Source organism: Amycolatopsis sp. CA-126428 (assembly GCF_002904335.1).
Classification (GTDB): Bacteria; Actinomycetota; Actinomycetes; order Mycobacteriales; family Pseudonocardiaceae; genus Amycolatopsis.
Genome location: NZ_PPHF01000164.1, coordinates 1 through 22,853 on the forward strand (window position 1 = coordinate 1; position 22,853 = coordinate 22,853).

The 22,853-nt window shown below is 70.9% G+C and carries 20 protein-coding genes and 1 pseudogene; 3 read left to right on the forward strand and 18 right to left on the reverse strand.

The genetic code is table 11. The annotated features are described in order from the left end of the window. Nucleotides 1–610: 610 nt before the first annotated feature. The 6 genes and pseudogenes from C2L58_RS48985 to C2L58_RS41825 all read right to left on the reverse strand — a co-directional run. Nucleotides 611–1,036, reverse strand: a complete 426-nt coding sequence (locus C2L58_RS48985) for a hypothetical protein (protein ID WP_146073783.1) — start codon at nt 1,034–1,036, stop codon at nt 611–613. 51 nt (nt 1,037–1,087) lie between these two features. Then, nucleotides 1,088–1,462, reverse strand: a complete 375-nt coding sequence (locus tag C2L58_RS48990) for a hypothetical protein (RefSeq protein ID WP_146073784.1) — start codon at nt 1,460–1,462, stop codon at nt 1,088–1,090. Between the two features lie 332 nt (nt 1,463–1,794). Then, nucleotides 1,795–2,250 carry a hypothetical protein gene (locus tag C2L58_RS41810; RefSeq protein WP_146073785.1) on the reverse strand — a complete coding sequence of 152 codons (456 nt, stop codon included), beginning with the start codon at nt 2,248–2,250 and terminating at the stop codon, nt 1,795–1,797. An 83-nt stretch (nt 2,251–2,333) separates the two neighbouring features. Continuing rightward, nucleotides 2,334–4,010, reverse strand: a complete 1,677-nt coding sequence (locus C2L58_RS41815) for an MOSC and FAD-binding oxidoreductase domain-containing protein (RefSeq protein WP_103343150.1) — start codon at nt 4,008–4,010, stop codon at nt 2,334–2,336. Between the two features lie 51 nt (nt 4,011–4,061). After that, nucleotides 4,062–4,874 (reverse strand): maleylpyruvate isomerase family mycothiol-dependent enzyme, encoded by an 813-nt coding sequence (locus C2L58_RS41820; protein WP_103343151.1) that lies wholly within the window; start codon nt 4,872–4,874, stop codon nt 4,062–4,064. 185 nt (nt 4,875–5,059) lie between these two features. Then, nucleotides 5,060–5,257 (reverse strand): annotated as a pseudogene (locus C2L58_RS41825) (glycoside hydrolase family 15 protein); the annotation flags it as partial. 133 nt (nt 5,258–5,390) lie between these two features. Between C2L58_RS41825 and C2L58_RS41830 the strand changes: the two are divergent. From C2L58_RS41830 to C2L58_RS41840, 3 genes are read left to right on the forward strand one after another with little or no spacing between them, the layout of a single operon-like run. Beyond that, entirely contained in the window at nt 5,391–5,915 is a 525-nt protein-coding gene (locus C2L58_RS41830; RefSeq protein WP_103343152.1) for a (2Fe-2S)-binding protein, read from the forward strand. Further along, nucleotides 5,912–6,916, forward strand: a complete 1,005-nt coding sequence (locus tag C2L58_RS41835; RefSeq protein ID WP_103343153.1) for an FAD binding domain-containing protein — start codon at nt 5,912–5,914, stop codon at nt 6,914–6,916. Before C2L58_RS41830 ends, C2L58_RS41835 begins: the two co-directional genes overlap by 4 nt. Further along, nucleotides 6,913–9,003: a xanthine dehydrogenase family protein molybdopterin-binding subunit gene (locus C2L58_RS41840; RefSeq protein ID WP_103343154.1), complete on the forward strand. Its 2,091-nt coding sequence runs from the start codon at nt 6,913–6,915 to the stop codon at nt 9,001–9,003. Before C2L58_RS41835 ends, C2L58_RS41840 begins: the two co-directional genes overlap by 4 nt. A 20-nt stretch (nt 9,004–9,023) precedes the next feature. On the opposite strand, the gene C2L58_RS41845 is transcribed toward C2L58_RS41840, so the two are convergent. The 12 genes from C2L58_RS41845 to C2L58_RS41900 all read right to left on the reverse strand — a co-directional run bounded on the left by C2L58_RS41845 (nt 9,024) and on the right by C2L58_RS41900 (nt 22,762). Continuing rightward, complete coding sequence (locus C2L58_RS41845) at nt 9,024–10,265, reverse strand: prolyl oligopeptidase family serine peptidase (RefSeq protein WP_103343155.1); 1,242 nt, start codon at nt 10,263–10,265, stop codon at nt 9,024–9,026. A gap of 54 nt (nt 10,266–10,319) precedes the next feature. After that, nucleotides 10,320–11,156: a serine hydrolase gene (locus tag C2L58_RS41850; protein WP_103343156.1), complete on the reverse strand. Its 837-nt coding sequence runs from the start codon at nt 11,154–11,156 to the stop codon at nt 10,320–10,322. A gap of 143 nt (nt 11,157–11,299) precedes the next feature. After that, nucleotides 11,300–12,169, reverse strand: a complete 870-nt coding sequence (locus tag C2L58_RS41855; protein ID WP_103343157.1) for a hypothetical protein — start codon at nt 12,167–12,169, stop codon at nt 11,300–11,302. After that, a complete protein-coding gene (locus tag C2L58_RS41860; RefSeq protein ID WP_103343158.1) occupies nt 12,169–12,663 on the reverse strand; it encodes a SigE family RNA polymerase sigma factor in 495 nt (164 codons plus the stop codon). The genes C2L58_RS41855 and C2L58_RS41860 overlap by 1 nt, the downstream gene beginning before the upstream one ends. Before the next feature lie 241 nt (nt 12,664–12,904). Next, nucleotides 12,905–13,912, reverse strand: coding sequence for an SMP-30/gluconolactonase/LRE family protein (locus C2L58_RS41865; RefSeq protein ID WP_103343159.1), 1,008 nt, complete (start codon nt 13,910–13,912; stop codon nt 12,905–12,907). 61 nt (nt 13,913–13,973) lie between these two features. Continuing rightward, nucleotides 13,974–16,031: a PQQ-dependent sugar dehydrogenase gene (locus C2L58_RS41870; RefSeq protein WP_103343160.1), complete on the reverse strand. Its 2,058-nt coding sequence runs from the start codon at nt 16,029–16,031 to the stop codon at nt 13,974–13,976. 386 nt (nt 16,032–16,417) lie between these two features. Continuing rightward, the gene (locus C2L58_RS41875) at nt 16,418–17,725 is read right to left on the reverse strand and encodes an alpha-glucosidase/alpha-galactosidase (RefSeq protein ID WP_103343161.1); all 1,308 of its coding nucleotides are present in this window, start codon (nt 17,723–17,725) and stop codon (nt 16,418–16,420) included. Nucleotides 17,726–17,760: 35 nt separating this feature from the next. After that, complete coding sequence (locus C2L58_RS41880; RefSeq protein ID WP_103343162.1) at nt 17,761–18,651, reverse strand: carbohydrate ABC transporter permease; 891 nt, start codon at nt 18,649–18,651, stop codon at nt 17,761–17,763. Then, nucleotides 18,648–19,559: a carbohydrate ABC transporter permease gene (locus C2L58_RS41885; protein WP_233226226.1), complete on the reverse strand. Its 912-nt coding sequence runs from the start codon at nt 19,557–19,559 to the stop codon at nt 18,648–18,650. The genes C2L58_RS41880 and C2L58_RS41885 overlap by 4 nt, the downstream gene beginning before the upstream one ends. Nucleotides 19,560–19,568: 9 nt before the next feature. Beyond that, nucleotides 19,569–20,834, reverse strand: coding sequence for an ABC transporter substrate-binding protein (locus C2L58_RS41890; protein WP_103343163.1), 1,266 nt, complete (start codon nt 20,832–20,834; stop codon nt 19,569–19,571). Between the two features lie 215 nt (nt 20,835–21,049). Next, nucleotides 21,050–21,865 (reverse strand): endo alpha-1,4 polygalactosaminidase, encoded by an 816-nt coding sequence (locus C2L58_RS41895; protein ID WP_103343164.1) that lies wholly within the window; start codon nt 21,863–21,865, stop codon nt 21,050–21,052. A 90-nt stretch (nt 21,866–21,955) separates the two neighbouring features. Further along, nucleotides 21,956–22,762 carry a DeoR/GlpR family DNA-binding transcription regulator gene (locus tag C2L58_RS41900; protein ID WP_103343165.1) on the reverse strand — a complete coding sequence of 269 codons (807 nt, stop codon included), beginning with the start codon at nt 22,760–22,762 and terminating at the stop codon, nt 21,956–21,958. Between the last annotated feature and the right edge of the window lie 91 nt (nt 22,763–22,853).

A 22,853-nucleotide genomic window follows, 5' to 3' on the forward strand; every position in this document is an offset into this window, starting at 1 on the left:
CCGAAGCATGAAATCATCCAGCCCGCTCCACGCCCCCACGACACACCAACACCTAACAAAGCACTACTAGGGCCTGTATCGAAGTGGGTCAGAGCCATTCGTTCCCCTCGGCCTTGCGGTGCGCGTCCTGATCAGCCTTGCTCGGGATGGTCGCCTCGATCCCGCGACTGCGCAGGTGAGCCCGGTTGGCTTTCGAGGTGCAGGCCTTGCCCGCCAGCACCCGATCCGGACGCGTCCGCGGCCGGCCGACACCCGGACGGGCACCCGCATCCCGGCCAGGACCGGAATGAACTGCGGGCTTGTCCGGGCGGCTCGGCCTGCAGATCCCCCTTTCCGCGCCCCCGCGGCATGCTGATGCACCCGAGCGATCGTGGAATCCACGCTCACGTCCCCCGTGATCCGCCCGACCGCCTCGGCCGCGGCTTGCAGCGCGGTCAGAATCGTCTGCCGGACACCTGCATGTTGCCGGCGCCGGAACAGCCCATCCGCCGCCCAGGATCCATACCCTGCGGGCATGTGCCGCCGCGGCGCGCCCGTCTCCGGTGTTCAGGTTCTTCTTGGTCGACGAACCACCTACCGGAGACAAGCCCGATAATTTTCGATATTAGCACTAAATTTCCCAATGGCAGCCTCCGGTCGATTTTTGGCAATACGCGACCCATGTTTTGTCGCCTGTTGAATTATTGATCAGGTAGACTTCGACATAATCAATACCACCCAACGGTCCCGTCTCTGTAAAATGGAAGGATTTCCTCTCGCTCGTTGCCGTCCGGGTCTGATTGCTCCACTCGTTGGTGCCGACGTAAAAATCAAACAGTGCAGTCGTCGAACCGGCATTGCTGTAATCGTATAACGATCCTACGGCCGTGACCGAACGATTCGAGAACGAAACGCTCAAGTCGATGCAGCCAGTTTTTGCGACGCAGTGGTCATCAGCCAGTGCGGGGCCGGCAGTTGCACTGGCTACACTTGTTGGTGAACCAATTCCGCCAACGCTAAGTAGTGCAAAGGCGATACTTATTAGGGGTCGTCTCACTTGGTTCCTCTCCGGGTGGAGTGAGCATGACTGTCGGCGCGAACATCGCCATCACCGATTTGGATAATCACCAATTTGAATGTAGCCGGAGCTTACTTTGTTGATCAACCAAACGCGAACGAAGTCGAAACCGCCCACCGGACCTGGCTCGGTGAAATGAAAGGAGCGCTTTTCGTTATCCGCGGTCCGCGTCTGCGTACTGAAGATATTTCCTCCGGCGTAGAACTCGAACATAACGGTCGTCGGTCCGCTCGGGCTGTTGATTACGTATCCTTGGATCGTGGCCGATCGATTCGAGAACGACATGTTCGCAGCGGCGCAGCCGCCCCACTTGTTGCAGGTCTCGCTGAACCCGATCGCATTGGCAACATTTGACGAAATGCCAATTCCAAGAACGCCAAGTAGTGCGAGCATGACAATGGTCAAAGACCTTCGCATTATTGCCTCCCCATAGTGATCACTTCTGACAATCGCACACGTGCGGGCTTTTGGTACCGCCAACTGGGTGGGCATGAAGGTTGCCATCGCTCGTGACTGAGTATGCAGAGGCGATGCTGTATCGGTCGAAACCCGATTAGCGCACGAGAAGGGCTGCCCAGGTCTGTCCAGGGCGCTGGCCTGGTCGAGTGTGTGAGTTGACGTTCTGCCGTCCCTCGGGATCGAGGCCGCCAATGAGAACGTCAAGCAGGTGGCCGCTCTGACCGACTTCGATACAGGCTCCAGCGGCGCGCCCGAGGAGCGCTGCGCGTCGCTCGGTCTCAAGCTCCGAAGATCGGGACCGACGTGCAGGCGTTGCCGTTCACGCCCTTGAACTTGGTGAAGGAGCCGTTGCTGTTCTTCTTCCAGAAGGACACGCAGATCAGCGAGCCGTTCGGGAAGGATCGGTTCACGGTGAAGGTGTGGTCGACCTCCTGATCGGTGGGGCCGGTTTGCTTGTACCCGTTGGGGCCGAAGACCTCGAAGAATCCGGTTGCGCCGGTCTCGCTGCGGTCTCGCCAGGCGTAGACCTTCGAAACGGTGGTCCCACCGCCCGTACTGCTGTTGCACAATGCGTTCGCGTAGCAGACGACCTCGGTGTCGGTGGTGCCGGCGACAGCCGGGCCGACGAGTGCGGAGGTGGCTGCGACGATGATCCCGGCTAACGTCAGGCTGCGCTGGGCAGGCCGTGTGGTCACGGTTTCTCCTTCGGCAGTGGTCGACTTCGAAGCCGACACGGCCGACGGTGATCGCGGGTTGAGGGAGTTCGCGGGCGATCACCCGATCGGCGTAACGATCGCGCCGCGGGCCGGGGCCGTCGTCAGAGGTCCAGGACGACGTCCTCCAGTGGCCGGGCGCAGCAGACGAGTGCCTCGCCCGGTGCCGGTGGCTCGAGCGGTTCGGGGTCGTACCGCACGTGGCCGGCAAGCACCGGGGTGACGCACGTGTGGCAGACGCCGGTGCGGCAGGACCAGCGCGTCGGCACGTCGCAGGCCTCGGCGAACTCGAGCAGGCTCGGGTAGCCGTCGCTCCACGGCACCGTGAGGCCGCTGCGCGCGAACGTGACCGCCGGTCCCGTTCCCGCGGGACCGGCCGGGGGATGGGGAGTCTTCCGGACCACGCCGGTGAGGCCCGGGTTGATCGCGGACACGCCGCCGAACAGTTCACTGTGGACACGAGTGGGGTCGAAACCGAGTGATACCAGGGACTCTCGCATCGCCGTCATGAAGGCGTCCGGTCCGCACAAGTAGGCCGTGCCGTCGGCGGGAAGAGCCCAAGCCGACAGCGTTTCGCGGGTCAGCCGGCCGGTTTCCGCGGTGTAGTGGATGTGCTCGTGGCCGTGCGGAAGGCTCGCCAGCAGCTCGTGCGCTTCGCCGGCGAACGCGTGTTCGGCCGCGGTCCGGGTGGTGTGCAGCCACCAGACCTCGCGGGCGGTCCGGCTCGCGGCGAGGGCGTGCAGCATGGCCAGGACCGGCGTCACGCCGATGCCCGCGGACACGAGGACCACGGGCCGGTCGTCGTCGGTCAGGACGAAGTCGCCTCGGGGCGCTGCGACGTCCACGATCGCGCCGGCCGCCAGGCGCGTGTGGAGGTAGCTGCTGACCACTCCGTCCCGCTTGACGCTGATGCGGTACTCGCGGTCCGACGGCGCCGCCGACAGCGAGTAGCTGCGGACCGGGGCCGGGTCGCCGGCCCCGGGGACCCGCAGGGTGAGGTACTGGCCCGGCTCGGGCCGGGGGAGCGGTGCGCCGTCTTCGGCGGCCAGGTGCAGCGAGGCCACGGTCGTGCTCTCGGGCACCACCCGGGCGACGCGCAGCGGCCGGAACCCGCTCCAGCCGTGGGATACCGGTGGCTCCGCCGCGGCCAGCAGGTCGCGGAACGATCCCTGCCAGCCGGGACTGAGCGCCGGGATGTCGACGGCCTTGCGCAGGGTTTCCTGGTCGCGGCCCGGCAGGTAGAGGAGCGCGTCGACGTCCGCGACGCTCAGCTCGTGCCGGCCGGTCCGGGTGCGGACGATCTCGTCGCCGGCCTGGACGTGGCCTTCGGTGATGACCCGCAGGTAGAAGCCGGGCCGGTGGTGCGCCACCAGCAGGGCGGGCATCCGCGGCTCGCCGAGGCGCATCCCGACGCGGAAGCACGTGACACGCGGCTGGGTGACCTCGAACTCGGCCTCGCCGATCCGGTACCGGTCGCCTATGTGCACCTCGTCGTCGGGCAGGCCGTCGACGGTGAAGTTTTCGCCGAACCGGCCGTCCTCGAGATCCTCGCGGCCGAGGAACCGCCGCCAGTGCTCGTAGGACTGGCGCTGGTACACGAGCACCGCGCGGTTCTCGCCGCCGTGGCCGCCCAGGTCGCCCTGGCCGTCGCCGTCGACGTTGAGCCGGCGGACCAGGCGGCGGCCGTCGACCGGGTACTTGAAGATTCCCGTGTGGACGGTGCGGCCCTGCCAGGGCACGTCCTGGGGCAGTCCGACGTTCAGTGAGACCAAGCGGGCCATGGTGGTCGTCTCCTTCGATCCGCGGCCTGGCGGCCGGCCTCGCGACACTCGTCAGCCGCTGACGTGCGCGGTGTTGCCGAGCCAATGCCGGGCCAGGCCGAGGTCGCCGTCGATGCCGAGGTCGGTGCCTTCGCCGTCGGGGCCATCGGGGAGAGGGCGCCGCCGGGTCAGGACCATCAGCAGCGATCCCGCCGGGCCGGTCACCGTCACGTCGGCCTCGCGGGTCGCGGGCTGCCACGTCGCGCCGTCGGGCCGCCGTTCGACGAACCACGCGTCGGCGCCGTCCTCGGTGTCGGTGGCCCGCCACTGCAGGGTCTGCCCGGTGCCCCGGAGGGCGTGGGCGGACTCGGGCCGCTGCCGCTCCCACGTGGGGGAGGTGAGCATCGCGAAGTGGTTGCCGATGAGCGCGGCCGCGACGGCGGGCTCGACGTCGGTGGGCCGGTGCGCCGCGTTGGCCGCGTCGATGCCGTGGACGACGGCCTCGTTGAGCAGGCCGGCCAGCCAGAACCGCGTCCCGGAGCGCTCGTCGCCCGCGGCGTTGAACACCGGCGCGTCGAGCGCGTCATCGGAGCACGCGCTCGCGACCCGCTGCGCGGCCTCGGCCAGCCACGCCGGCCACTCGCGGGGGTCCGTGGGCAGCTCGGCCATTTCCGTGGGCAGCCGGGCGGGGTCGGTGATGCGGTGCTCGATGATCTCCGCGACCCAGTGCTGGGTCTGGCCCACGTGCGCGACCAGGTCGGTGACGGTCCACCCCGGGGCCGTCGGCACGGTGGCGCCGGGACCGGCCTCGGCGGCCGCGTCCGCCAGGCGCCGGGTGTGTTCGACGATCGCTCGCCGGGCGTGGCCGGCGGTCACTTCGGTCATGCGGTGTCCTCTGCTCGGTGGGCCCCCGCGGGCGCCTTCGACCACGCGTCGAACGACGTCAGCCGGAATCGACGACCGGTCAGCCGGAACCTACCGCGTATCCGCGCAGGAAGAGCGCTTCGGGCAGCGCCATGGCCGCGATTTCCCCCGGTGCGACGCTTTCTACCCCGCCGGGCTCGGCCGGGTCAGCCGAGCGCGGCATCGAGGGTGACCGCGGCGTCGATGAGGGCGAGGTGGGTGAAGGCCTGCGGGAAGTTGCCGAGCTGCTCCCCGGTCGGCGCGATTTCCTCGGCGTAGAGGCCGACGTGGTTGGCGTAGGTCAGCATCTTCTCGAACGCCGTGCGGGCCTCCTCGAGCCGGCCGGCGCGGTCGAGCGCGTCGATAGCCGCTCCGGGCCTCCGCCAAACGGCCGCAGGTGACATTGCCCGTCGACGTGCCCTTACCAGTGGCCCGCTGTTCGTTTCGGACCCTCCCGAGCGGGTACGCCGAACGATCACACGGAGAGGCGGCGGGCCCATGGCGACGACCGAAGACGCTGACCCGGACCACACCATCGGGGTGCGGATCGACGGCACCGAGCACCGGCAGGCGGTGGACCCGCGGCGCACCCTGCTCGACCTGCTCCGCGACCAGCTGGGCGCGATGAGCCCGAAAAAGGGCTGTGACCACGGTCAATGCGGTGCGTGCACGGTGCTGCTCGGCGGCCGTCGCGTGCTGGCCTGCCTGACCCTGGCGGTGACCTGCGACGGCGCGGAGGTCACCACGGCCGCCGGCTTGGCCGCCGACGGTGGCCTGCACCCGATCCAGCAGGCCTTCCTCGACCACGACGCCTTCCAGTGCGGGTACTGCACACCGGGGCAGATCTGCTCGGCGGCCGGGCTGCTGGCCGAGTTCGCCGACGGCGCCCCGAGCCACGTCACTTCGCCGGTCGGTGCTGCCCCGCGGTGGTCCGACGAGGAGATCGCCGAACGGATGAGCGGCAACCTGTGCCGCTGCGGGGCCTACGCCGGGATCGTCGCCGCCGTCCGGGAGTCGCGATGAAGACCTTCGCCTTCGCCAAGCCCGCCACCGTGGCCGAGGCGGTGCGGGCCGTGGCCGGGGAGCCGGCTGCGGTGTTCCTCGGCGGCGGCACGAACCTCGTCGACCACCTCAAGCTGGGGGTGGCCCGGCCGGACCGGGTCGTCGACGTCACCGGCGTGACTTCGGCGGAGATCCGCGAGGACGCCGGCGGCCTGTTCTTCGGGGCCGGCGTCCGCAACAGCGACCTGGCGAACCACCCCGTGGTTCGCGAACGCTACCCGGTGCTGGCCGAAGCGCTGCTGTCCGGTGCGTCCGCCCAGCTGCGCAACATGGCCACCACCGGCGGAAACCCGTTGCAGCGCACCCGGTGCCTGTACTTCCAGGACGTGACGACGCCGTGCAACAAGCGCGCGCCCGGTTCGGGGTGCTCGGCCCTCGGCGGGGCCACGCGCCAGCACGCGATCCTCGGCGCGTCGGAAGCCTGCGTGGCCACCCACCCGTCGGACATGGCGGTCGCCTTGGCGATCCTGGACGCCCGGGTGCACGTCACCGGGGCCGGCGGGGAGCGGGAAATCGCTTTCGGGGACCTGCACCGGCTGCCCGGCGACACCCCCGAACGCGACACCGTGCTCGCGCACGGCGAGCTGATCACCGGCTTCACGCTGCCCGCCGTGCCGTGGGCGCGGCGGTCGGCCTACCGCAAGGTCCGGGACCGGGCGTCGTTCGCGTTCGCGCTCGTTTCGGTCGCCGTCGCGGTGTCCACAGTGGAGGGCCGGATCGCCGACATCCGCGTCGCGTTCGGCGGGGTGGCCCACAAACCGTGGCGGGCCGTCGAAGCCGAAGCCGTGCTGCGTGGCGCCCGGCCGGGCGAAGACGTGTTCCGCGCCGCCGCGGACGCCGAGCTGGCCGCCGCCCGCGCGCTCGAGGGCGTCGACGGCGGGAACGCCTTCAAGATCCCGCTCGCCCGCCGCACCCTGGTCGCGGTCTTGCGCGACCTGACGACCGAGGAGCCGAGCCGATGACCGAGCTGCTCGAACCCCACGCCATCGGGACCGCGACCACCCGCCGCGACGGCCCGGCCAAGGTCACCGGGACCGCGCCGTACGCCTTCGAGGCCCCGGCCGACCGGCCGCTGTACTGCCACCCGGTGCAGGCCACCATCGGCCGCGGCCGCTGCAGCCGGATCGCCACCGTGGCCGCCGAAAGCGTCGACGGCGTCGTGCAGGTGATCACGCCGTTCACCGCCGAGCGGCTGGCGAGCACCGACGACGCCGAGCTCGCGGTGCTGCAGGACCACGACGTCCCGTTCCGCGGCCACGTGGTCGCGCTGGTGCTGGCCGAGACCCCGGAGACCGCCCGCCACGCCGCGGAGCTGGTGACGGTCGAGTACGACGCCGAGCCGCACGACGTCGTGCTCGGCGCCGATCGCGACGACCTGTACGCGCCGGACTCGGTCAACCCGGACTTCCCGACCGACACCGCCCAAGGTGACGCCGACGCCGGGCTCGCCCGCGCGGAGGTGACCGTCGAGGAGACGTACACGACGGCGATGCAGCACAACAACCCGCTGGAGCCGCACGCGACCACCGCGTTGTGGGACAACGGGGTGCTTTCCCTCTGGGACTCCACGCAAGGCGTGCACTCCGTCCGGTCCACCCTCGCCGAGGTGTTCGGGCTGCCCGCGGAAAAGGTCCGGGTCCGCTGCCCCTACGTCGGCGGCGGCTTCGGGTCGAAGGGCAGGCCGCACGCGAACGTCGTGCTCGCCGCACTGGCCGCCCGCGCGGTGCCGGGCCGCGCGGTCAAGCTGGCGCTGACCCGGCAGCAGATGTTCGCACTGGCCGGGTACCGGACGCCGACGATCCAGCGCGTCCGGCTCGGCGCGGACCGCGACGGGCGCCTTCGCGCGCTGCGGCTCGACGTCGTCGAGCAGACCTCGCGGATCAAGGAGTTCGCCGAGCAGACCGCGGTGCCCGCGCGGATGATGTACGCGGTGCCGGACCGGGCCACCAGCCACCGGCTCGCCGCGCTGGACGTGCCGGTGCCGTCGTGGATGCGGGCGCCGGGGGAGTGCCCGGGGATGTTCGGCCCGGAGGTCGCGATGGACGAGCTCGCCGTGGCGCTCGGCATCGACCCGGTCGACCTGCGGGTGCGCAACGAGCCCGACCGCGACCCGGAGAACGGGCGCCCGTTCTCCAGCCGGAACCTCGTCGCCTGCCTGCGCACCGGGGCCGAGCGCTTCGGCTGGGCGGACCGGGATCGCCGTCCCGGCGTCCGCCGGGACGGCCGGTGGCTGACCGGGACCGGCGTCGCCGCGTCGGTGTACCCGGCGAAGCGATCACCCGGCTCCACGGCGCTCATCCGGTTCGAAGACGGCCGGTACGTCGTGGAGATCGGCGCCGCCGACCTCGGGACGGGCGCGTGGACGATCCTGCCGCAGATCGCGGCCGACGCGCTCGGCGTGCCCGCGCCGGACGTCGAGGCCCGGATCGGCGACACGGCCTACCCGAACGCCACGGTCGCCGGTGGCTCGTCCGGCACCGCGTCGTGGGGATCGGCGGTGGTCGCGGCCGCGCGGGCGTTCCGGGACAAGTTCGGCACCGACCCGGCCGAGGGCGCCGAAGCGAGCGCGGACACGCCGGAGAACCCGGCCGAGGAGCAGTACTCGATGTACGCCTTCGGCGCGCAGTTCGCCGAGGTGCGGGTCGACGCGGACACCGGCGAGATCCGCGTCCCGCGGCTGTACGGCACGTTCGCGGCCGGCCGGATCGTCAACCCGGTGACCGCGCGCTCCCAGTTCCTCGGCGGGATGACGATGGGGCTGTCGATGGCGTTGTTCGAAGGCAGCGTCATGGATCCCCGCACCGGGCACGTGGTCAACCACGACCTGGGCGAGTACCACATCGCCACCAACGCCGACGTGGGCGACCTGCGCGCGGACTGGCTCGACGAGCACGACCCGCACGTGAACCCCATGGGCACCAAGGGCGTCGGCGAGATCGGCATCGTCGGCACCGCGGCGGCGGTCGCGAACGCGGTGTACCACGCGACCGGCGTGCGGGTGCGGAAGCTGCCGATCACCCTCGACGCCCTGCTGGACGCGCTGCCCTGACCGCGCACCCGGGGTCGGGTTCAGCGGCGTTTCCGCGCCAGCCACTGCCAGAGGTGGGTGCCGTGGGTGCTCGGGTCGTTGCGGGCCACGTAGATCCACGACCAGTGGCCGGGGAACCGGTGGCCGTTCCGGACGACCTGGTCGTAGAGCGTCAGTTCGGAGCGGCGGATGAGTTCGTGCGCGTGGACGGTGTTGGCCAAGGGGTCCACCGTGTCGTCGTCGCGGGAGGCGACCAGCCAGGTGGGGGTGCTGATCGCGGCCAGTTCGGCGTCGGCCACCAGCGGGGGATCGCCCGCTTTCCGGGCCCTGACGACGCCGCAGATCGGGACCGCCGCGGCGAACGTTTCCGGGTAGGTCGTCGTCATCTTCAGGGTCATGTAGCCGCCGTTGCTGCAGCCCGCGACGTAGACGCGGCCGGGGTCGATCGGCCGCATGCGCTGGACCTCCCGGATGATTTCGTGGATGAGCGGGGCGAAGCGGGGGCCGTCGTCCATCCAGGCGGACGTGCTCTGCGGGGCCACCACGTAGGCGCCGCCGAAGATCGCTTGCGCTTCCGGGGTGGCGAACCCGAGGGCGCCGCGGTTGGCGCGCAACGTGGTTTCGTTGTCGTAGTAGTGATCGGGCAGGGCAGCGCCTTCGCCGCCGCCGTGGAGCCAGACGATCAAGGGCCGCCGGCCGCGTGGCGCCGCGGGGGAGTACAGCCGGTACTTCATCCCGGAGCGGGAAGTGTGGTAACCGAAGGCGTCGACCTCGGGGTTGGCCAGCCGGCCTTGCGTGAACCGGGTGAAGGTGACCGGGCGGCCGTGCCGCGAACGGACGGGGGCGGTCTGCGTGATGGTGTAGACGAGGTCGAGCCGGACGTTGCGGCTCTTGCTGTCGAGGTAGCCGAGGGTGCCCGCTCCGGGTTGGCCTTCCCCGTGGGCGAGTTCGAGCACGATGTCGCCGCGGCGGTCCAGCCGGGCGGCCGTCACGGGCCGGTCGAGGTCGTAGCCGGCGTCCTGGCCGCCGGTGTCGATCGGGCTGGTGGCCTTGGCGTGCACGCGGAACGTGCCCGTGGTCAGGCTCGCGGGGTCGATCGGCCCGATCCGGGCGGTGCCGAGGGTGACCGAGGTGATCTGTTCCCCGCCGTCGAGGGTCTCGGCGTCGAGGGTGAACCCCACGATGCCGTCGCCGGCCGCCCGGGCGACGCCCGGGAACGCGAGGCCGGCGCTGAGGCCCGCGCCGGCGACCAGTGCGGTCCGGCGGCTGAAGACCTTGTCCATGTGAACCATTTTCGATGGTGGCCGGCTCTTTGTCCACGCCTTGCCCCGGCCGGCTCACCACGAGCCGAACAGTTGCTGGGCCACGTTCATGCAGACATCGGCCCCGTAGCGGTGTTCGCTGCCCTGGTCGGGGTAGTGCACCATGACCGCGAGCACCCAGTGGTCCCAGATCGCCAGGCAGTTCACCGCCCACCAGGTGCCGTGCCGCGTCCAGCCGTTCTTGACGGCGACGCGCTCGCCCGCGAGGGCCGGCGCCTCCGGGATGCCGAACGCGGTGCCCGGATCGACCGACCGCATGAGCTCGAGCACCTTGGTCCGCCACGGTTCGCTCACTCCCGGACCGCGCGCCACGCACCGGCCGAGCAGGGTGGCGTCGCTCGCGGACATCGTGGTCTTGGACCACCAGTCCGGGTGGATCCGCGTCTCGTGCAGGTCGCACGCCCGGATCATCCGCCGGATCGACTCGTCCCCGCCGAGCCGCAGGTACAGCGCCTGGGCGGCGCGATCGTCGCTGTCCCGGATCATCCGGGTCAGCCGGCTCTCGTCGTCGGCCGCGAGCGGTGCCGCGTGCGAGGCGAGGAAGTCCACCGCGAGCCAGATCTTGACCATGGATTCGGTCGTGTTGCGCAAGGTTCCGTCGCCGACCACGACACCCGAGCCGAGTTCGCGCAACGCCCAGGACCACTCGCCCCGCACGTCGACCGCCACCTTGACGTCCTTCGGGCTCGGTGCGGCCGGGCGCGCGATCGACGACCGCGCGGGGATGTCCGGCGTCGTGGTCGAGGCCGGTCTTTGCGGTGTGGCGGTCACCTTCGCGGGATCGAGGAAGATCGCCGCGGCGCCCGCACCGACGATGACGCTCAGCAGGACGAAGATCACGGAGGTACGCATCGAAACTCTTTCGGCAGGGCGATTCGCCAATGCTCACGAATGCGGGACGGTGAGACGGCAAAGGGGCGCGGCGGCGCCCCTTTGCCGTGCACTGCTACCCGTGCGGGTTCCGGAAGTGTTCCGATGAATACCGGTGAAACCAATCAGTGGTTCAGCTGCACCGAATTCAGCAGTTCCTGTGCGGCCTGCTTGCCGGCCGGCGAGCTGTCGATTTCGATGGTGTAGGCCCCCAGCGTCCGGTGCTGGTGCACGGGGAGCGGGTCCCCGGGCGAAACGGTGTCCGCGGCGCGGCTGCTCGGTGAAACGAACATGGAGAAGCACCGGCTGTCGAGCGGGGCCTTCACCGCGTCGGCTTCGGGGCAGAGGACGAGGGTGTTGGCCAGGGGTTCGCTGGTGAACGTGACGACCTTCTGCCCGTCGGGGACGCGCACCGACTTCAGCGGCGACGCGATCGACGGCGGCGTGGTGCCGATCTTCCCCACCAGGGCGAGCATTTCCCCGGCCGTCACCGGTTTCGTGGTCCTCGCCCAGATCCAGCGATCCGGTCCGTCCTGCCACATGACCGACTGCGGATGGGCGAGCTGGCCGGCGGTCGAAGGCTTCGCGGGCAGGGCACCCTTGGGGGCGGCGCTCTCCCGGACTTCGATCTCGAACGCGTATTTGTGGTCCTGCCCGTAGTGCAGGCTCGCGAAGTGCGGCTGGACGGCCCACATGGCCAGCTCCCAGGAACGGTCCTGCAGGCTCACCGACGGCGCGGCCGGGGGTACCTCGGCATCGGCCGGCACGTCGGACAGCGCGCTCGCGGGCGTGACCGGTGACACCGCCGGGGCACCCCGGTCGAGCAAGGCGAAGGTGCCGGCACCGGCGGCGGCCACGGCGAGGGTCACCGCGGCGACGCTCACCGTCCGGCGCCGCCGGATCCGGCGGGTCGCGACGGTCAGCACGGCACCGGGATCGGGCGCCAGGGTTTCCCGGGCGCGCAGCGCGCGGCGCAACTCGTCGAGGTCGGTCATCAGACGGTCTCCTTGCCTTCGGTGAGCTGGATGCGCAGCGAGTTCAGTCCGCGCGAGATGTGGCTGCGCACCGTTCCGGTCGCGCAGCCGAGCACCGCCGCGATTTCGTCGTCGTCGCGGTCCTCGTAGAACCGCAACACGATCGACGCCCGTTGCGCGCGGCTCAGCCGGGCGAGCATCCCGGTGAGCTGGTCGGCATCGGCGATCCGCCGCGCCGGATCGGGCGCGGCCGGCTCCCGGAACCGGGCCACGTCCGAGGTGGGGTGCACGGACCGCTGGTACCAGTGGCGGTGCCACGAGAGATAGCCGTTGACGACCACCTTCCGCATGTACAGCTCGGGCCGGTCCGCCGTCGCTATCCGCCGCCAGCTTTTGTGCGCGCGCACGAGCGCGTCCTGCACCACGTCCTGAGCCAGTTCCCGGTCACCGGTCAGGACGGCGGCGAAGCGCAGCAGGCTGGGCAGTTGTTCTCGTGCGAACTCTTCGAAGTGCACACCCCTTAAGATGCCCCCGGCGCGCGATCTGTTGCAGTTGCGCGCGACAACTTCCCGAGGCGGGCGGCGCGAAGCCGCCCGATGCGCCGCTCACCTGATGAGGCATCCGCGGACGGGGCGGAACAGGGACGGACACGGCCGGGCCGGGTGCGGTCGAACCCGCACCCAGCCCGGCCGTGCCGTGGCGACAAGGCCTGCTCCTCCGCCAAGGCGATCCGCGGCCGAACCCGCGCCGGCTCGGTCAGTACGGGTTGCCGGGCACATTGAGGTGCGTCTGGTACAAGCCGAAGTTGCCGGTGACACCGGACGTGAGGTACAGCGTCCGCCCGTCCGGGCCGCCGAATGCCGCGTTCGTGGTGTTGCGACCGGCGGAAATCGTGCCGAGCTGGGTGCCTGTCGGGGCGAAGACGTGGACGAGCCCTTCGTCGTAGGAGGCCCAGTACAGGTTGCCCGCGCAGTCGATGGTCGCGCCGTCGGGGGTTCGCATGCTCGCGAACGTCGTGCGGTTGCCGGTCGTGCCGTCGGGGAAGACGGTGTACTTCATGATCGCGTTGGCGCCGGTGGCCCCCACGTAGAGGGTCTTGCCGTCGGGGGACAGGACGATGCCGTTCGGCTGCGGCAGCGTGTCGTCGACGAGGCTCACCACGCCGTCGCGGACGCGGAAGACGCTGGTGCGGCCGCCTTGCTCGTCGGCGCGGTTGCCGCGCTGGTAGTTCGGGTCGGTGAAGTAGGTGGTGCCGTCCTGGCCGGTGGTCAGGTCGTTCGGCGAGTTGAACGCGCGGCCGAGGTAGCCGGCCGCCACCGTCGTGCGGCTGCGGTCGGCCAGGCTGTAGGCGGAAACCGTGCGGTTGTCGTGGGTGGCGGCGAGCACCCGCGTCCCGTCGGCGCTGATCGCCAGCCCGTTGCTGCCGGAGGCGGCGATGAACGTCTCGAAGGTGGCCGGCGGCGTGTACCGGAGCATCGCCGACGGCTGCACGCTCTGGGGACCGGTGGGGTTCTGCATGTTCGACAGGAGCAGGGTGCCCGTCCGCCGGTCCCAGGTGGGCCCTTCGAGGAAGGCGAACCCGCCCCGGACGAGCTGGGCCGTCACCGCCTCGCCCGGCAACGGCGGCCCGTAGGTCGCCCCTGGGGTGCAGGGTGCCGCCGTGGTGGCGCCGGACGCCGCGGGCGCCACCGCGCCCGCGATGACGATCGCCGCCGCCGGCACCGTCCACAGTCGACGGTGCGTGGGTGTCCTGCGGTGAGCCATGCCGGCTCTCCTTCCGTGAGGGGACGGCCGCGGGCCGGTGGTCCCGGCCCGCGGCCGGGGGTCACCGGCCGAGCTCGACCTTGAGGATGCTTTCGTTGCTGTTGTTGGGGATGCTGTCCTTGTCACCGTAGTTGCTGGTGGTCAGCCACAAGCCGCCGTCGGCGGACGGCTCCACGGTGCGCAGCCGCCCGTACGTGCCGTTGAGGTACTGCTGGACGTCGGTGAGGCTGTCACCCGAGATTTCCGCCCGGTACAGCCGCGTTCCGCGTTCGCAGGCGATGTAGAGGCCGGTGCGGACCACGGCGATGCCGCTGCACGAACCCTCGGCCACCGGGTAGGTGTGCTTGGGCGCGATGAAGCCGGCTTCGCCGCAGCTGCCCGTGGTGCCCTCGCAGCGGGGCCAGCCGTAGTTGCCGCCGCGGACGATCAGGTTGGTCTCGTCCATCACGGAGTTGCCGAACTCCTGTTCCCAGAGCCGTCCCTGCGAGTCGAAGGCCAGGCCCTGCGGGTTGCGGTGGCCGTAGCTCCACACGGGCGTGCCGAACGGGTTGTCCGAGGGAACGGTGCCGTCCCGGTTGATGCGCAGGACCTTGCCGGCCAGGATGGTGAGGTCCTGGGCCCAGTCGCCGTTCTGGCCGTCACCGGTCGAGATGTAGAGCTTGCCGTCGGGCCCGAAGCGCAGCCGGCCGCCGTTGTGGTACTTGTTGCGCGGGATGCCGGTGAGCAGGATCTGCGGGCTGCCGCTGAGCACGCCGCCGGTGTAGCGGATGCGCACCACCCGGTTGTCGGTCGAGCTGGTGTGCATGACGTAGAGCCACGGGTCGCTCGCGAAGTCGGTGGCCACGGCGAGACCCAGGACTCCGCCCTCGCCGTCGGTTCCCGCCACGTCCGGCATCCGGCCGACGACGGTCTTCGTGCCGGTGGCGGGGTCGAGGCGGACGATCTCGAAGGTGTCGCGGCGGCTGTAGAGCACCTGTCCGCCGGGCAGGGTGGTCAGCCCCCAGGGCAGGTCGGTTTCGGTGGTGACCCTGGTGACCGAGCACAGCGCCGTGGCGCAGGAGGCGCCGGTGGTGACCGCAACCGCCGTGCTCGGGGCCGAGCGGTTGGCCTGGGCGTCACGCGCCCGCACCTGGTACTGGTAGCGGGTGTTCGCGGCCAGGCCGCTGTCGGTGAACGACGTCGTGGCCGCGCCACTGGCCGAGCCGGCCACGGTGCCGTCGCGCAGCACCTCGTAGCCCGTGACGCCGACGTTGTCGGTGGCGGGCGTCCAGCGCACGGTGACCGTCGTGCCGGACGCGGTCGCGGTCACGCCGGTGGGGGTGGTGGGTGGTTCGGTGTCGGCCTGGCACTGCGGCACGCTGACCGGAACCGTGGGACTGGCCTGGGAAACGTTGCCCGCGGCGTCGCGGGCGTTGACGTACAGGCCCCAGGTCGCCCCGGGCACGACGGTCAGGTCGGCCGACAGCGCCGTGCCGGGCACCGACGTCATCAGCTGCCCGTCGTGGTAGACGTCGTAGAAGGCCACCCCGACGTCATCGGACGACGCCGACCACGAGAACGTCACGCCGGTGCACGTCAGGTTCGCGGTGCGGGGGTTGGCCGGCGCGGTCGGTGGCGTCGTGTCGGCGTTCAGCTTGATCAGCTGCCACCGCTGGCTGGCCCCGCCGGAGTCGGGCAGCTGCACGACCCGCGCGCCGTCGGCGGTCGAGGAACCCAGCACGTCCACGGCCTTGCCGCTGGCCCGGTTGAGCAGGCGCACGTCGCCGCCCGCGGAGTCGGCCAGCCGGAACTGCTGCCCGGCGCGGCCGGTGTCGGTGCTCTGCACGAGCCCGGCGCGGTCGGCGGTGGAGGGAAAACCCAGGACCATGGCGCTGTGCTTGGACTTGATGCGGTACTGGCCGCCGCCGGAGTCGACGAACTGCCACTGCTGCGAAGTGCGGTCGTCACGCGTGCGCTGGGTGATCCTGGCCCCCTCGGAGGTGGCGCCTCCGGAGACGTCCAGCGCCTTGCCGCTGTTGCGGTTGACCAGCACGTACGCGGCGCCGGTGTCCACGGTGGCGGCCGAGGCGGCCGGTGCCGGGAGCACGACACCCAGGCCGGCCAGCACCACTGCGCACACCCCTCGGAGACCCGAGCGGGGGACCGCGCGCTTCCTTCCCACGGTATCTCGCATGGTGTTCCTCTCTCACGGAATGCGAGGCAGCAGGCATTGAGCCCGCGGGCTGGGAGCGCTCCCAGGTCACCGTAGCGTAAACCGTTGGCCGTCGACAAGACCGGTGAGCGGGTATCCAACCACCCGGCGCCGGTGACGGGCGTTCGGGAAAATTTCACCGCTTCACGGTCGCCGGCCACGAATCAGCGCCCACGGCGGAGGGGTTGTACCGCGGCGGGCCGGCGAAGTGCCGGTGCATCGGTCCCGGCCGAGCGGGGTACCCGGTGCGGCCGGGCCCGCGGCGGGCGGGGCTCGGCGATGCCCCGCCCGCCGCCGATTCCGGAAGCCGCGGGTCAGCGGCCGAGGACGGCTCGGAGGGCGGGCTGGAGCCGGTCGCCGTGGGCGCGGACCAGGTCGTCGCACAGCTCGAAGATCCGCTCGACCGGCAGCGCCGCCGCCGTGGCCGGGTCGGTCATCGCCGCGTGGCGGATGTGGTGTGGGTCGTCTTCGACGGCCGCGCGCACGACCAGGTCGTTGACGCTCAGGTACGTCCGGTTCAGGGCGGCGAGCTGCGGCGGCAGCGCGCCGATCCGCGTCGGCCGGACGCCGGTGTCGTCGGCCAGGCACGGCACCTCGACCACGCCGCCGGACGGCAGGTTCTCGATCAGGCCCCGGTTGACGACGTTGCCGTAGATGGTCCGCGGGGTGCCGGTCAAGACACTGTGGACGATCTGCGGCGCGTATTCGCCGGTGCCTTCGACGGGCAGCGGCTCGTCGGCCGCGATCGCCCGGCGGGTCCGTTCGTACTCGGCTTCGTTCTCCGCGACGATGCCGAGGTAGTCCCCGATCGGCAGCCGCAGGCGCTCGATCTCGCTGTCGTGCTTGAGGTACCAGGGCACGTACTCGGCGGAGTGCTCGCTGGTCTCCGTCGGGTAGTAGCCGAGCCGCCGCAGCATGTCGAACCGGACGCGCCGCCGCAGCTGCCCGTCGGACTCGGCCAGCTCCCGCAGCCGCGGGTAGAGGTCGGCGCCCGCGTGCTCGAACCGCAGCACCCACGCCTGGTGGTTGACGCCGGCCGCGACGTAGGTGACCTCGTCGAACGGCACGCCGACGAGCTCGGCGAGACCGTGCACCGTCCAGTAGACCGAGTGGCACAGCCCGACGACCCGGGTCAGCCCGGTGGCCTCGCTCAGGTACTGGACGTTCATCGCCATCGGGTTCGTGTAGTTCAGCAGCCACGCCTCCGGGCAGACGTCGGCGATGTCTTCCCCGAGGGCCTTCAGGAAGGGGAACGTCCGCAGCGCGCGGAAGATCCCGCCGATGCCGAGGGTGTCCCCGATGGTCTGGCGCAGGCCGTAGCGCGCCGGGACCTCGAAGTCGGTGCGCGTCGCCTCGCCCATCCCGATCTGGACGATGTTCACGACGAAGTCCGCGCCCGACAACGCTTCCCGGCGGTTCGCGTGCGCGGTGAGCACCGGCTTGACGCCGCGCACTTCGGCGATCCGCCGGGCCGCGGCCAGCGCGGTGGCCAGCCGGTCCGGGTCGATGTCGTGCAGGGCGACGTGCACGCCGTCCAGTTCCGGGTAGGCGAACAGGTCGGCGAGCAGGCCCTGGGTGAACACGACGCTGCCCGCGCCGACGAAGGTGATCTTGACAGGCATGGAAATTCCGATCCGGTTCGTGCGGTGGGGACGCCTCAGCCCTTGAGTCCGCTGGAGGTGACCGACTGGATGAACGTCTTCTGCGCGCCGAGGAAGGCCAGCAGCACGGGCAGCACGGTGATGACGTTGCCCGCCATCACCGCGGCCCAGTTCGTGTGGTGCTGGCCCTGGAACGTGGTGAGCCCCAGCTGCAGCGTGTAGGTCGTGTCGTGGTTGACCGCGATCAACGGCCAGGTCAGGTCGTTCCACGTGCTGAGGAACGTCAGCACGGCCACCGTGCTCAGCGCGGGCCGCGACAGCGGGACCACGATGGTGAACAGCACGCGCAGCCGCGAACAGCCGTCGATCCAGGCCGCCTCTTCGAGTTCCCTCGGCAGCGACAGGAAGAACTGACGCAGCAGGAACACCGCGAACGGCGTCACCAGCGACGGCACGATGAGCGCACCCAGGCTGTCGATCAGGCCGAGCTTCTTCATCACCAGGAACGTCGGGATCATGGTGAGCTGGAACGGGATCGCCATCGTCGCGACCATCAGCGCGAGCACCGCCCGCGAGCCGGTGAACCGCATCCGCGCGAACGCGTACCCGCCGAGCGTGCCGAACAGCAGGTTCGACACGACGGTCACCGCCGAGACGATCAGCGAGTTCGTGAACCAGCGCAGGAACAGCGCGTTCTCGAGGACGTAGCGGTATCCGGCGAAGTCCACCTGGGACGGCCACAGCGCGGGCGGGAACCGGTTGATCTCGGCGTTGCTCATCACCGAGCTGAGCAGCAGCCACACCAGCGGCGCCGCGAACAGCAGCGCCAGCGGTACGAGCAGCAGGTGCCACGGGCTGAAGGGCAGCCGGGGCCGGCGCAGCACGGGCAGCACGGCGGGGGTCGCGGGCACGTCGAGCCGGGCGGGCCGTGTCGGCTGTATCGTCATCGGAGCGCCTTCCCGGGCCGGCGCAGCAGGCGGACGGCGATCACGACGACCAGCAGGGCCAGCGCCAGCACGTAGGCCGACGCCGCGCCGTAGCCGGCGGTGAAGTTCTTGAACGCCTGCTCCCAGACGAAGTAGACGATGACCGTGGTCGAGCCGAGCGGGCCGCCCTTGGTCGTCACGTAGACCAGGTCGAACACCTGCAGCGACGTGATCAGCTGCCACAGCACGAGGAACGCCGTCACCGGGGTGACCGCGGGCAGCGTCACGTGCCGGAGCACCCGCCACGTTCCGGCGCCGTCCAGCCGCGCGGCTTCGACCAGCGACGGCGGGACGTCCTGCAGCGCGGCCAGGTACACCACGACGCAGAAGCCGGTGCCGCTCCACAGCGTGATGCCGACCAGCACCAGCAACGCCTGGCCCGGGTCGGTCAGAAACCCTTGCGGCGAGACGCCGAGGTGGTGCAGCAGGGAGTTGGCCGCGCCGAACTGCGGGTCGAGGATGAAGGAGAACAGCACGCCCTGGGCCGTCGCCGACAGCACGAACGGGACGAACACGAGCGTCCGGTAGACGCCGACCAGGCGGATGCGCCGGTTCAGCGCCTGTGCCAGCAGGAACCCGAACAGGATGCTGAGCGGCACGTAGAGCACCGTGTACAGCACGGTGTTTCCCACGGCCTGCGCGAAGTGCGGGTCCTGGGCGAGCGCGGCGTAGTTGTCCAGGCCGACCCAGCGGCTCGGCGTCACCAGGTCGTCGACCTGGAAGGACAGCACCAGCGACCAGAGCACCGGCACCACGCCGAGGCCGAGGATGATGAGCACGGCGGGGGAGACGTAGGCCCACGCGGCCGCGGTTTCGCGCCGCTGGCGTTGGCTCGGTGTGACGGTGATCGGCCTCGGCAGTCCGGGCATGGCGGCTCCCTATCGCGGAATGATCAGGGCGGCGTTCGCGGCCGCGGCGCAGTCGCGCATGGCGTCGGCCGGGGTCGCCCGGCCGAGCAGCACGGCGACGATCGCGGTGCCGAGCGCCGCCGACACCTGGGGGTAGGCCGGGTGCACGGGCCGGACGCGGGCGTTCTCCAGCGCGTCGACGAACACCGGCAGCCCCGGGGTCTCGGCGGTCTTGTCCTGCCACGCGGGCAGTTGCTGCGTCCGGCGGCTCAGCGGGAGGCTGCCCGCGCCGTCGTCCCAGCGGACGTCCTGCGCCGGGTCCGCCAGCCAGGACAGGAAAGTGCGGGCCGCCGTCACCCGTTCTTCGCCGTTGTCGAACAGCGTCCAGGTGTCCGGGCCGGAGATGGTGACTCCACGGCGGCTGAAGCTCGGCAGCGGCACGACCGCGTAGTCGATCCCGGCGTCGGCGATGTCGGGCAGCTGCCACGGGCCGGTCGGGACCATGCCGATGTGACCGGCTTCGAACGCCTGGTACATCTGCTCGCTGCCGGTCTTCGGGTCGAGGTAGACCGCGTGCGCCGCGGCGAGGTCGCGGAGGACTTCGAGGACGCGGACACCCTGATCGGCAAACCCGATGCCGCGCCCACCGGCGCCGATGACGTCGCCGCCGAGGTCCCAGATCATCGGCCACAGCCGCCACACGGTGTCCTCGTCGCCGGTGGCGGGCCACGCGGTGCCGAAGGTGCCGGTGCCCGGGTCGGTGAGCTTTCGCGCGGTGGCGACGAAGTCGGCCCACGTCCAGCCGGCGTCGGGCAGCGGGATCGCCGCGTTGGCGAACAGCTCCTTGTTGCACACCACGGCCAGCGAGTCGAGCAGCGCCGGGACCGCGCGGACGCGGCCGTTGACGGTGACCGCTTCGCGGGCCGGGGCCCAGAAGCCGGGGCCCGCGTCGACGAGGTCGGTGACGTCGACGACGCTGGGGCTGCGGGCCACGCTGGCGAGGTCCGAACCGAAGACGTAGGCGATGTCCGGGAACGACCCCGACGCGAGCGCCGCGGTGATCTTCTGGAGCATCGCGTCGGCGAGGACCCCGCCGCCGAGGTCGATCCGGATCCCGGGGTGGGTCCGGTGGAAGTCCGCGACGAGCGTGTCGAGCACCTTCTTGCCGGTGTCGGTCTGGCCGTGCCAGATCTCGACGGTGACCGGGCCCCCGGTGGCCCGCGCCGGGCCGCAGCCGGCGAGGGCGGCACCGAGGGCCAGACCACCGGCGCCGCGCAGGAATCCGCGGCGGTCCATCAGGGTGCCTTGCCGGGGAACGGAAACGACATCATCGAAAACTCCGGATGATGGTGGGCACGACCCCGCCTCGGACTCTCGAAGAGGTCCTGGCGACTCAGTCCGGGCTCGCGGGGGAACCGACATACCGGCTGGGCATACCTCTGACGCCGGGTGTTCGTTCCGACGTGGACAGCAGTAAAGCGAGCGCGATCGAACGTGTCAAGGTGCGCGCGTCAGCAGGTCTTGCGGACGTATCCGCTCGATCCCTGGGGCACCACGTAGAGGTCACGCCGGACGATGCTGATCTTGCTCTTCCACTCCGGGCAGGCCTTGCTCATGCCGGAAGCGGTGTACTCGACGTCGACCACCCGGTTGTTGAACGGGCCCGCGTAGTCGGCGCACTCCTCGTATTCCCCGCATTCTTCGGTGACGGCGAAGTCGAGGCCGTTGGCGACCCGGTTGCCGGCCAGTTCCGGGGTGTTCTTCTGGGCGATGGCGAGGTTCTTGCCGTGGGCGCGGGAGGACAGGAGCTTGATGTACTCCTGCGCGTGCGTGGTGGTGAGCAGGTTCTTCGACCGGCTGTAGCTGTCGTAGTTGTCCGGCTCGATCGCCTGGTAGCCCTTCGAGGCGCACGTGTCGATCCAGCTGCCGACCTTGGCCGCCACCCGGCTGCGCTTGTCGGCGGTGCGCAGGTCGAGCAGGGTTTCCTTCCAGTCGGGGTCGACGACCTTGTTGCCGTTCGCATCGCGGAGCAGCAGGTCGCTCGGCCAGTCGCCGTCCTGGCCTTCCTGGGCCTGGAAAGCGTTGAGGTAGCAGATGTTGTACTTGCCGCTCGCCGGGGCCGCCGAGACGTCGCGGCTGACGATCTGCACTCCCGACGGCGGGGTGTAGGCGCCGCCGATCTGGTAGTCGAACCCGGCGGCCTGCGGGGGCAGGGTGACCGCGGCCGAGGCGGGTGTGGCGGCCGCGGCGAGCACGCCGGCGGCCAGTGCGCCCGCCGCCGCGAACGAAGCCAGCCGCTTGCCGTGGACGGGGAGAGAGCGCTTCATCCGGACTCCATCATCGTCGGGGCTGTTGTCGGCGAAAGGTAGGCAGCCCGATCACCGCGGTCAACGAAACGCGCATTCGCGATGAGCGTTTCAGCGGTGCCCGGCGGAACCGACCTCGACCACGGTGACCCGGACCCCGGCCCGGCGGATCGCCGCGACCGCCCCGGCCGCGGCGGAGGCGTCGGTGATGACCTCGTGCACGTCCTGGATGTCACCCATGCGGGCGAGGGTGGACCGCCCGAGCTTGCTGCCGTCGGCCAGCACGACCACCCGCTGGGCGCGGCCGAGCATGGCGCGGTTGGTCCGGGCCTCGTTCTCGTCGTGCGTGGTGATGCCCGCCGTCGCGTCGATGCCGTCCACGCCGACGAACGCCGTCCCGACGCTGATCGAGGCCAGCACGTGCTCGGCCCACGGGCCGACCAGCTCGTAGGACTGGGGCCGGGCGACGCCGCCGACGACGACCAGCTTCAGCCGGGGGTGCAGCGCCAGGTCCATCGCGATGTTCAACGCGTTCGTGACCACCGTCAGGTCCGCCCGGCCCGGCAGTTCCCGCGCGAGCTCACTCGTGGTCGACCCGCCGGTCAGGGCGATGACGTGCGGCCCGGTCGGCAGCGTGCGGATCGCCGCGTGCACGATGGCGCGTTTGGCGTCCCGGGACCGGCCTTCCCGGTAGGGCGGCGGCACCTCGTTCGTGCGCCCCCGGGGCCGCGCGCCGCCGTGGGTGCGGGTCAGCAGCCGCTGCTCCTCCAGCTTCGCGAGGTCGCGCCGCAGCGTGGCGGCGGAGACACCGAAGCGCGCGCACAGCTCACCCACCTGCACCGAGCCGGCGTCCGCGAGCACCCGCAACATCTCCGAGAGCCGCTCGGCCCGGGTGGTGCCCCGCTTCCGTGTGGACATGGGCCGAGCCTACGACAGCCGGCGAAACGCTCAATCCGAATGCGCATTTGGACACCGGACCTTGCCCCCGCGGCGGGGAGCGGATGAGTCT

Bases quoted from the DNA above. Each gene is read 5' to 3' on its own strand.
- C2L58_RS41815 (WP_103343150.1), bottom strand. From the start codon at position 4,010: ATGGCCCGCTTGGTCTCACTGAACGTCGGACTGCCCCAGGACGTGCCC.
- C2L58_RS41820 (WP_103343151.1), bottom strand. From the start codon at position 4,874: ATGACCGAAGTGACCGCCGGCCACGCCCGGCGAGCGATCGTCGAACAC.
- C2L58_RS41830 (WP_103343152.1), top strand. From the start codon at position 5,391: ATGGCGACGACCGAAGACGCTGACCCGGACCACACCATCGGGGTGCGG.
- C2L58_RS41835 (WP_103343153.1), top strand. From the start codon at position 5,912: ATGAAGACCTTCGCCTTCGCCAAGCCCGCCACCGTGGCCGAGGCGGTG.
- C2L58_RS41840 (WP_103343154.1), top strand. From the start codon at position 6,913: ATGACCGAGCTGCTCGAACCCCACGCCATCGGGACCGCGACCACCCGC.
- C2L58_RS41845 (WP_103343155.1), bottom strand. From the start codon at position 10,265: ATGGACAAGGTCTTCAGCCGCCGGACCGCACTGGTCGCCGGCGCGGGC.
- C2L58_RS41850 (WP_103343156.1), bottom strand. From the start codon at position 11,156: ATGCGTACCTCCGTGATCTTCGTCCTGCTGAGCGTCATCGTCGGTGCG.
- C2L58_RS41855 (WP_103343157.1), bottom strand. From the start codon at position 12,169: ATGACCGACCTCGACGAGTTGCGCCGCGCGCTGCGCGCCCGGGAAACC.
- C2L58_RS41865 (WP_103343159.1), bottom strand. From the start codon at position 13,912: ATGGCTCACCGCAGGACACCCACGCACCGTCGACTGTGGACGGTGCCG.
- C2L58_RS41875 (WP_103343161.1), bottom strand. From the start codon at position 17,725: ATGCCTGTCAAGATCACCTTCGTCGGCGCGGGCAGCGTCGTGTTCACC.
- C2L58_RS41880 (WP_103343162.1), bottom strand. From the start codon at position 18,651: ATGACGATACAGCCGACACGGCCCGCCCGGCTCGACGTGCCCGCGACC.
- C2L58_RS41885 (WP_233226226.1), bottom strand. From the start codon at position 19,559: ATGCCCGGACTGCCGAGGCCGATCACCGTCACACCGAGCCAACGCCAG.
- C2L58_RS41890 (WP_103343163.1), bottom strand. From the start codon at position 20,834: ATGGACCGCCGCGGATTCCTGCGCGGCGCCGGTGGTCTGGCCCTCGGT.
- C2L58_RS41895 (WP_103343164.1), bottom strand. From the start codon at position 21,865: ATGAAGCGCTCTCTCCCCGTCCACGGCAAGCGGCTGGCTTCGTTCGCG.
- C2L58_RS41900 (WP_103343165.1), bottom strand. From the start codon at position 22,762: ATGTCCACACGGAAGCGGGGCACCACCCGGGCCGAGCGGCTCTCGGAG.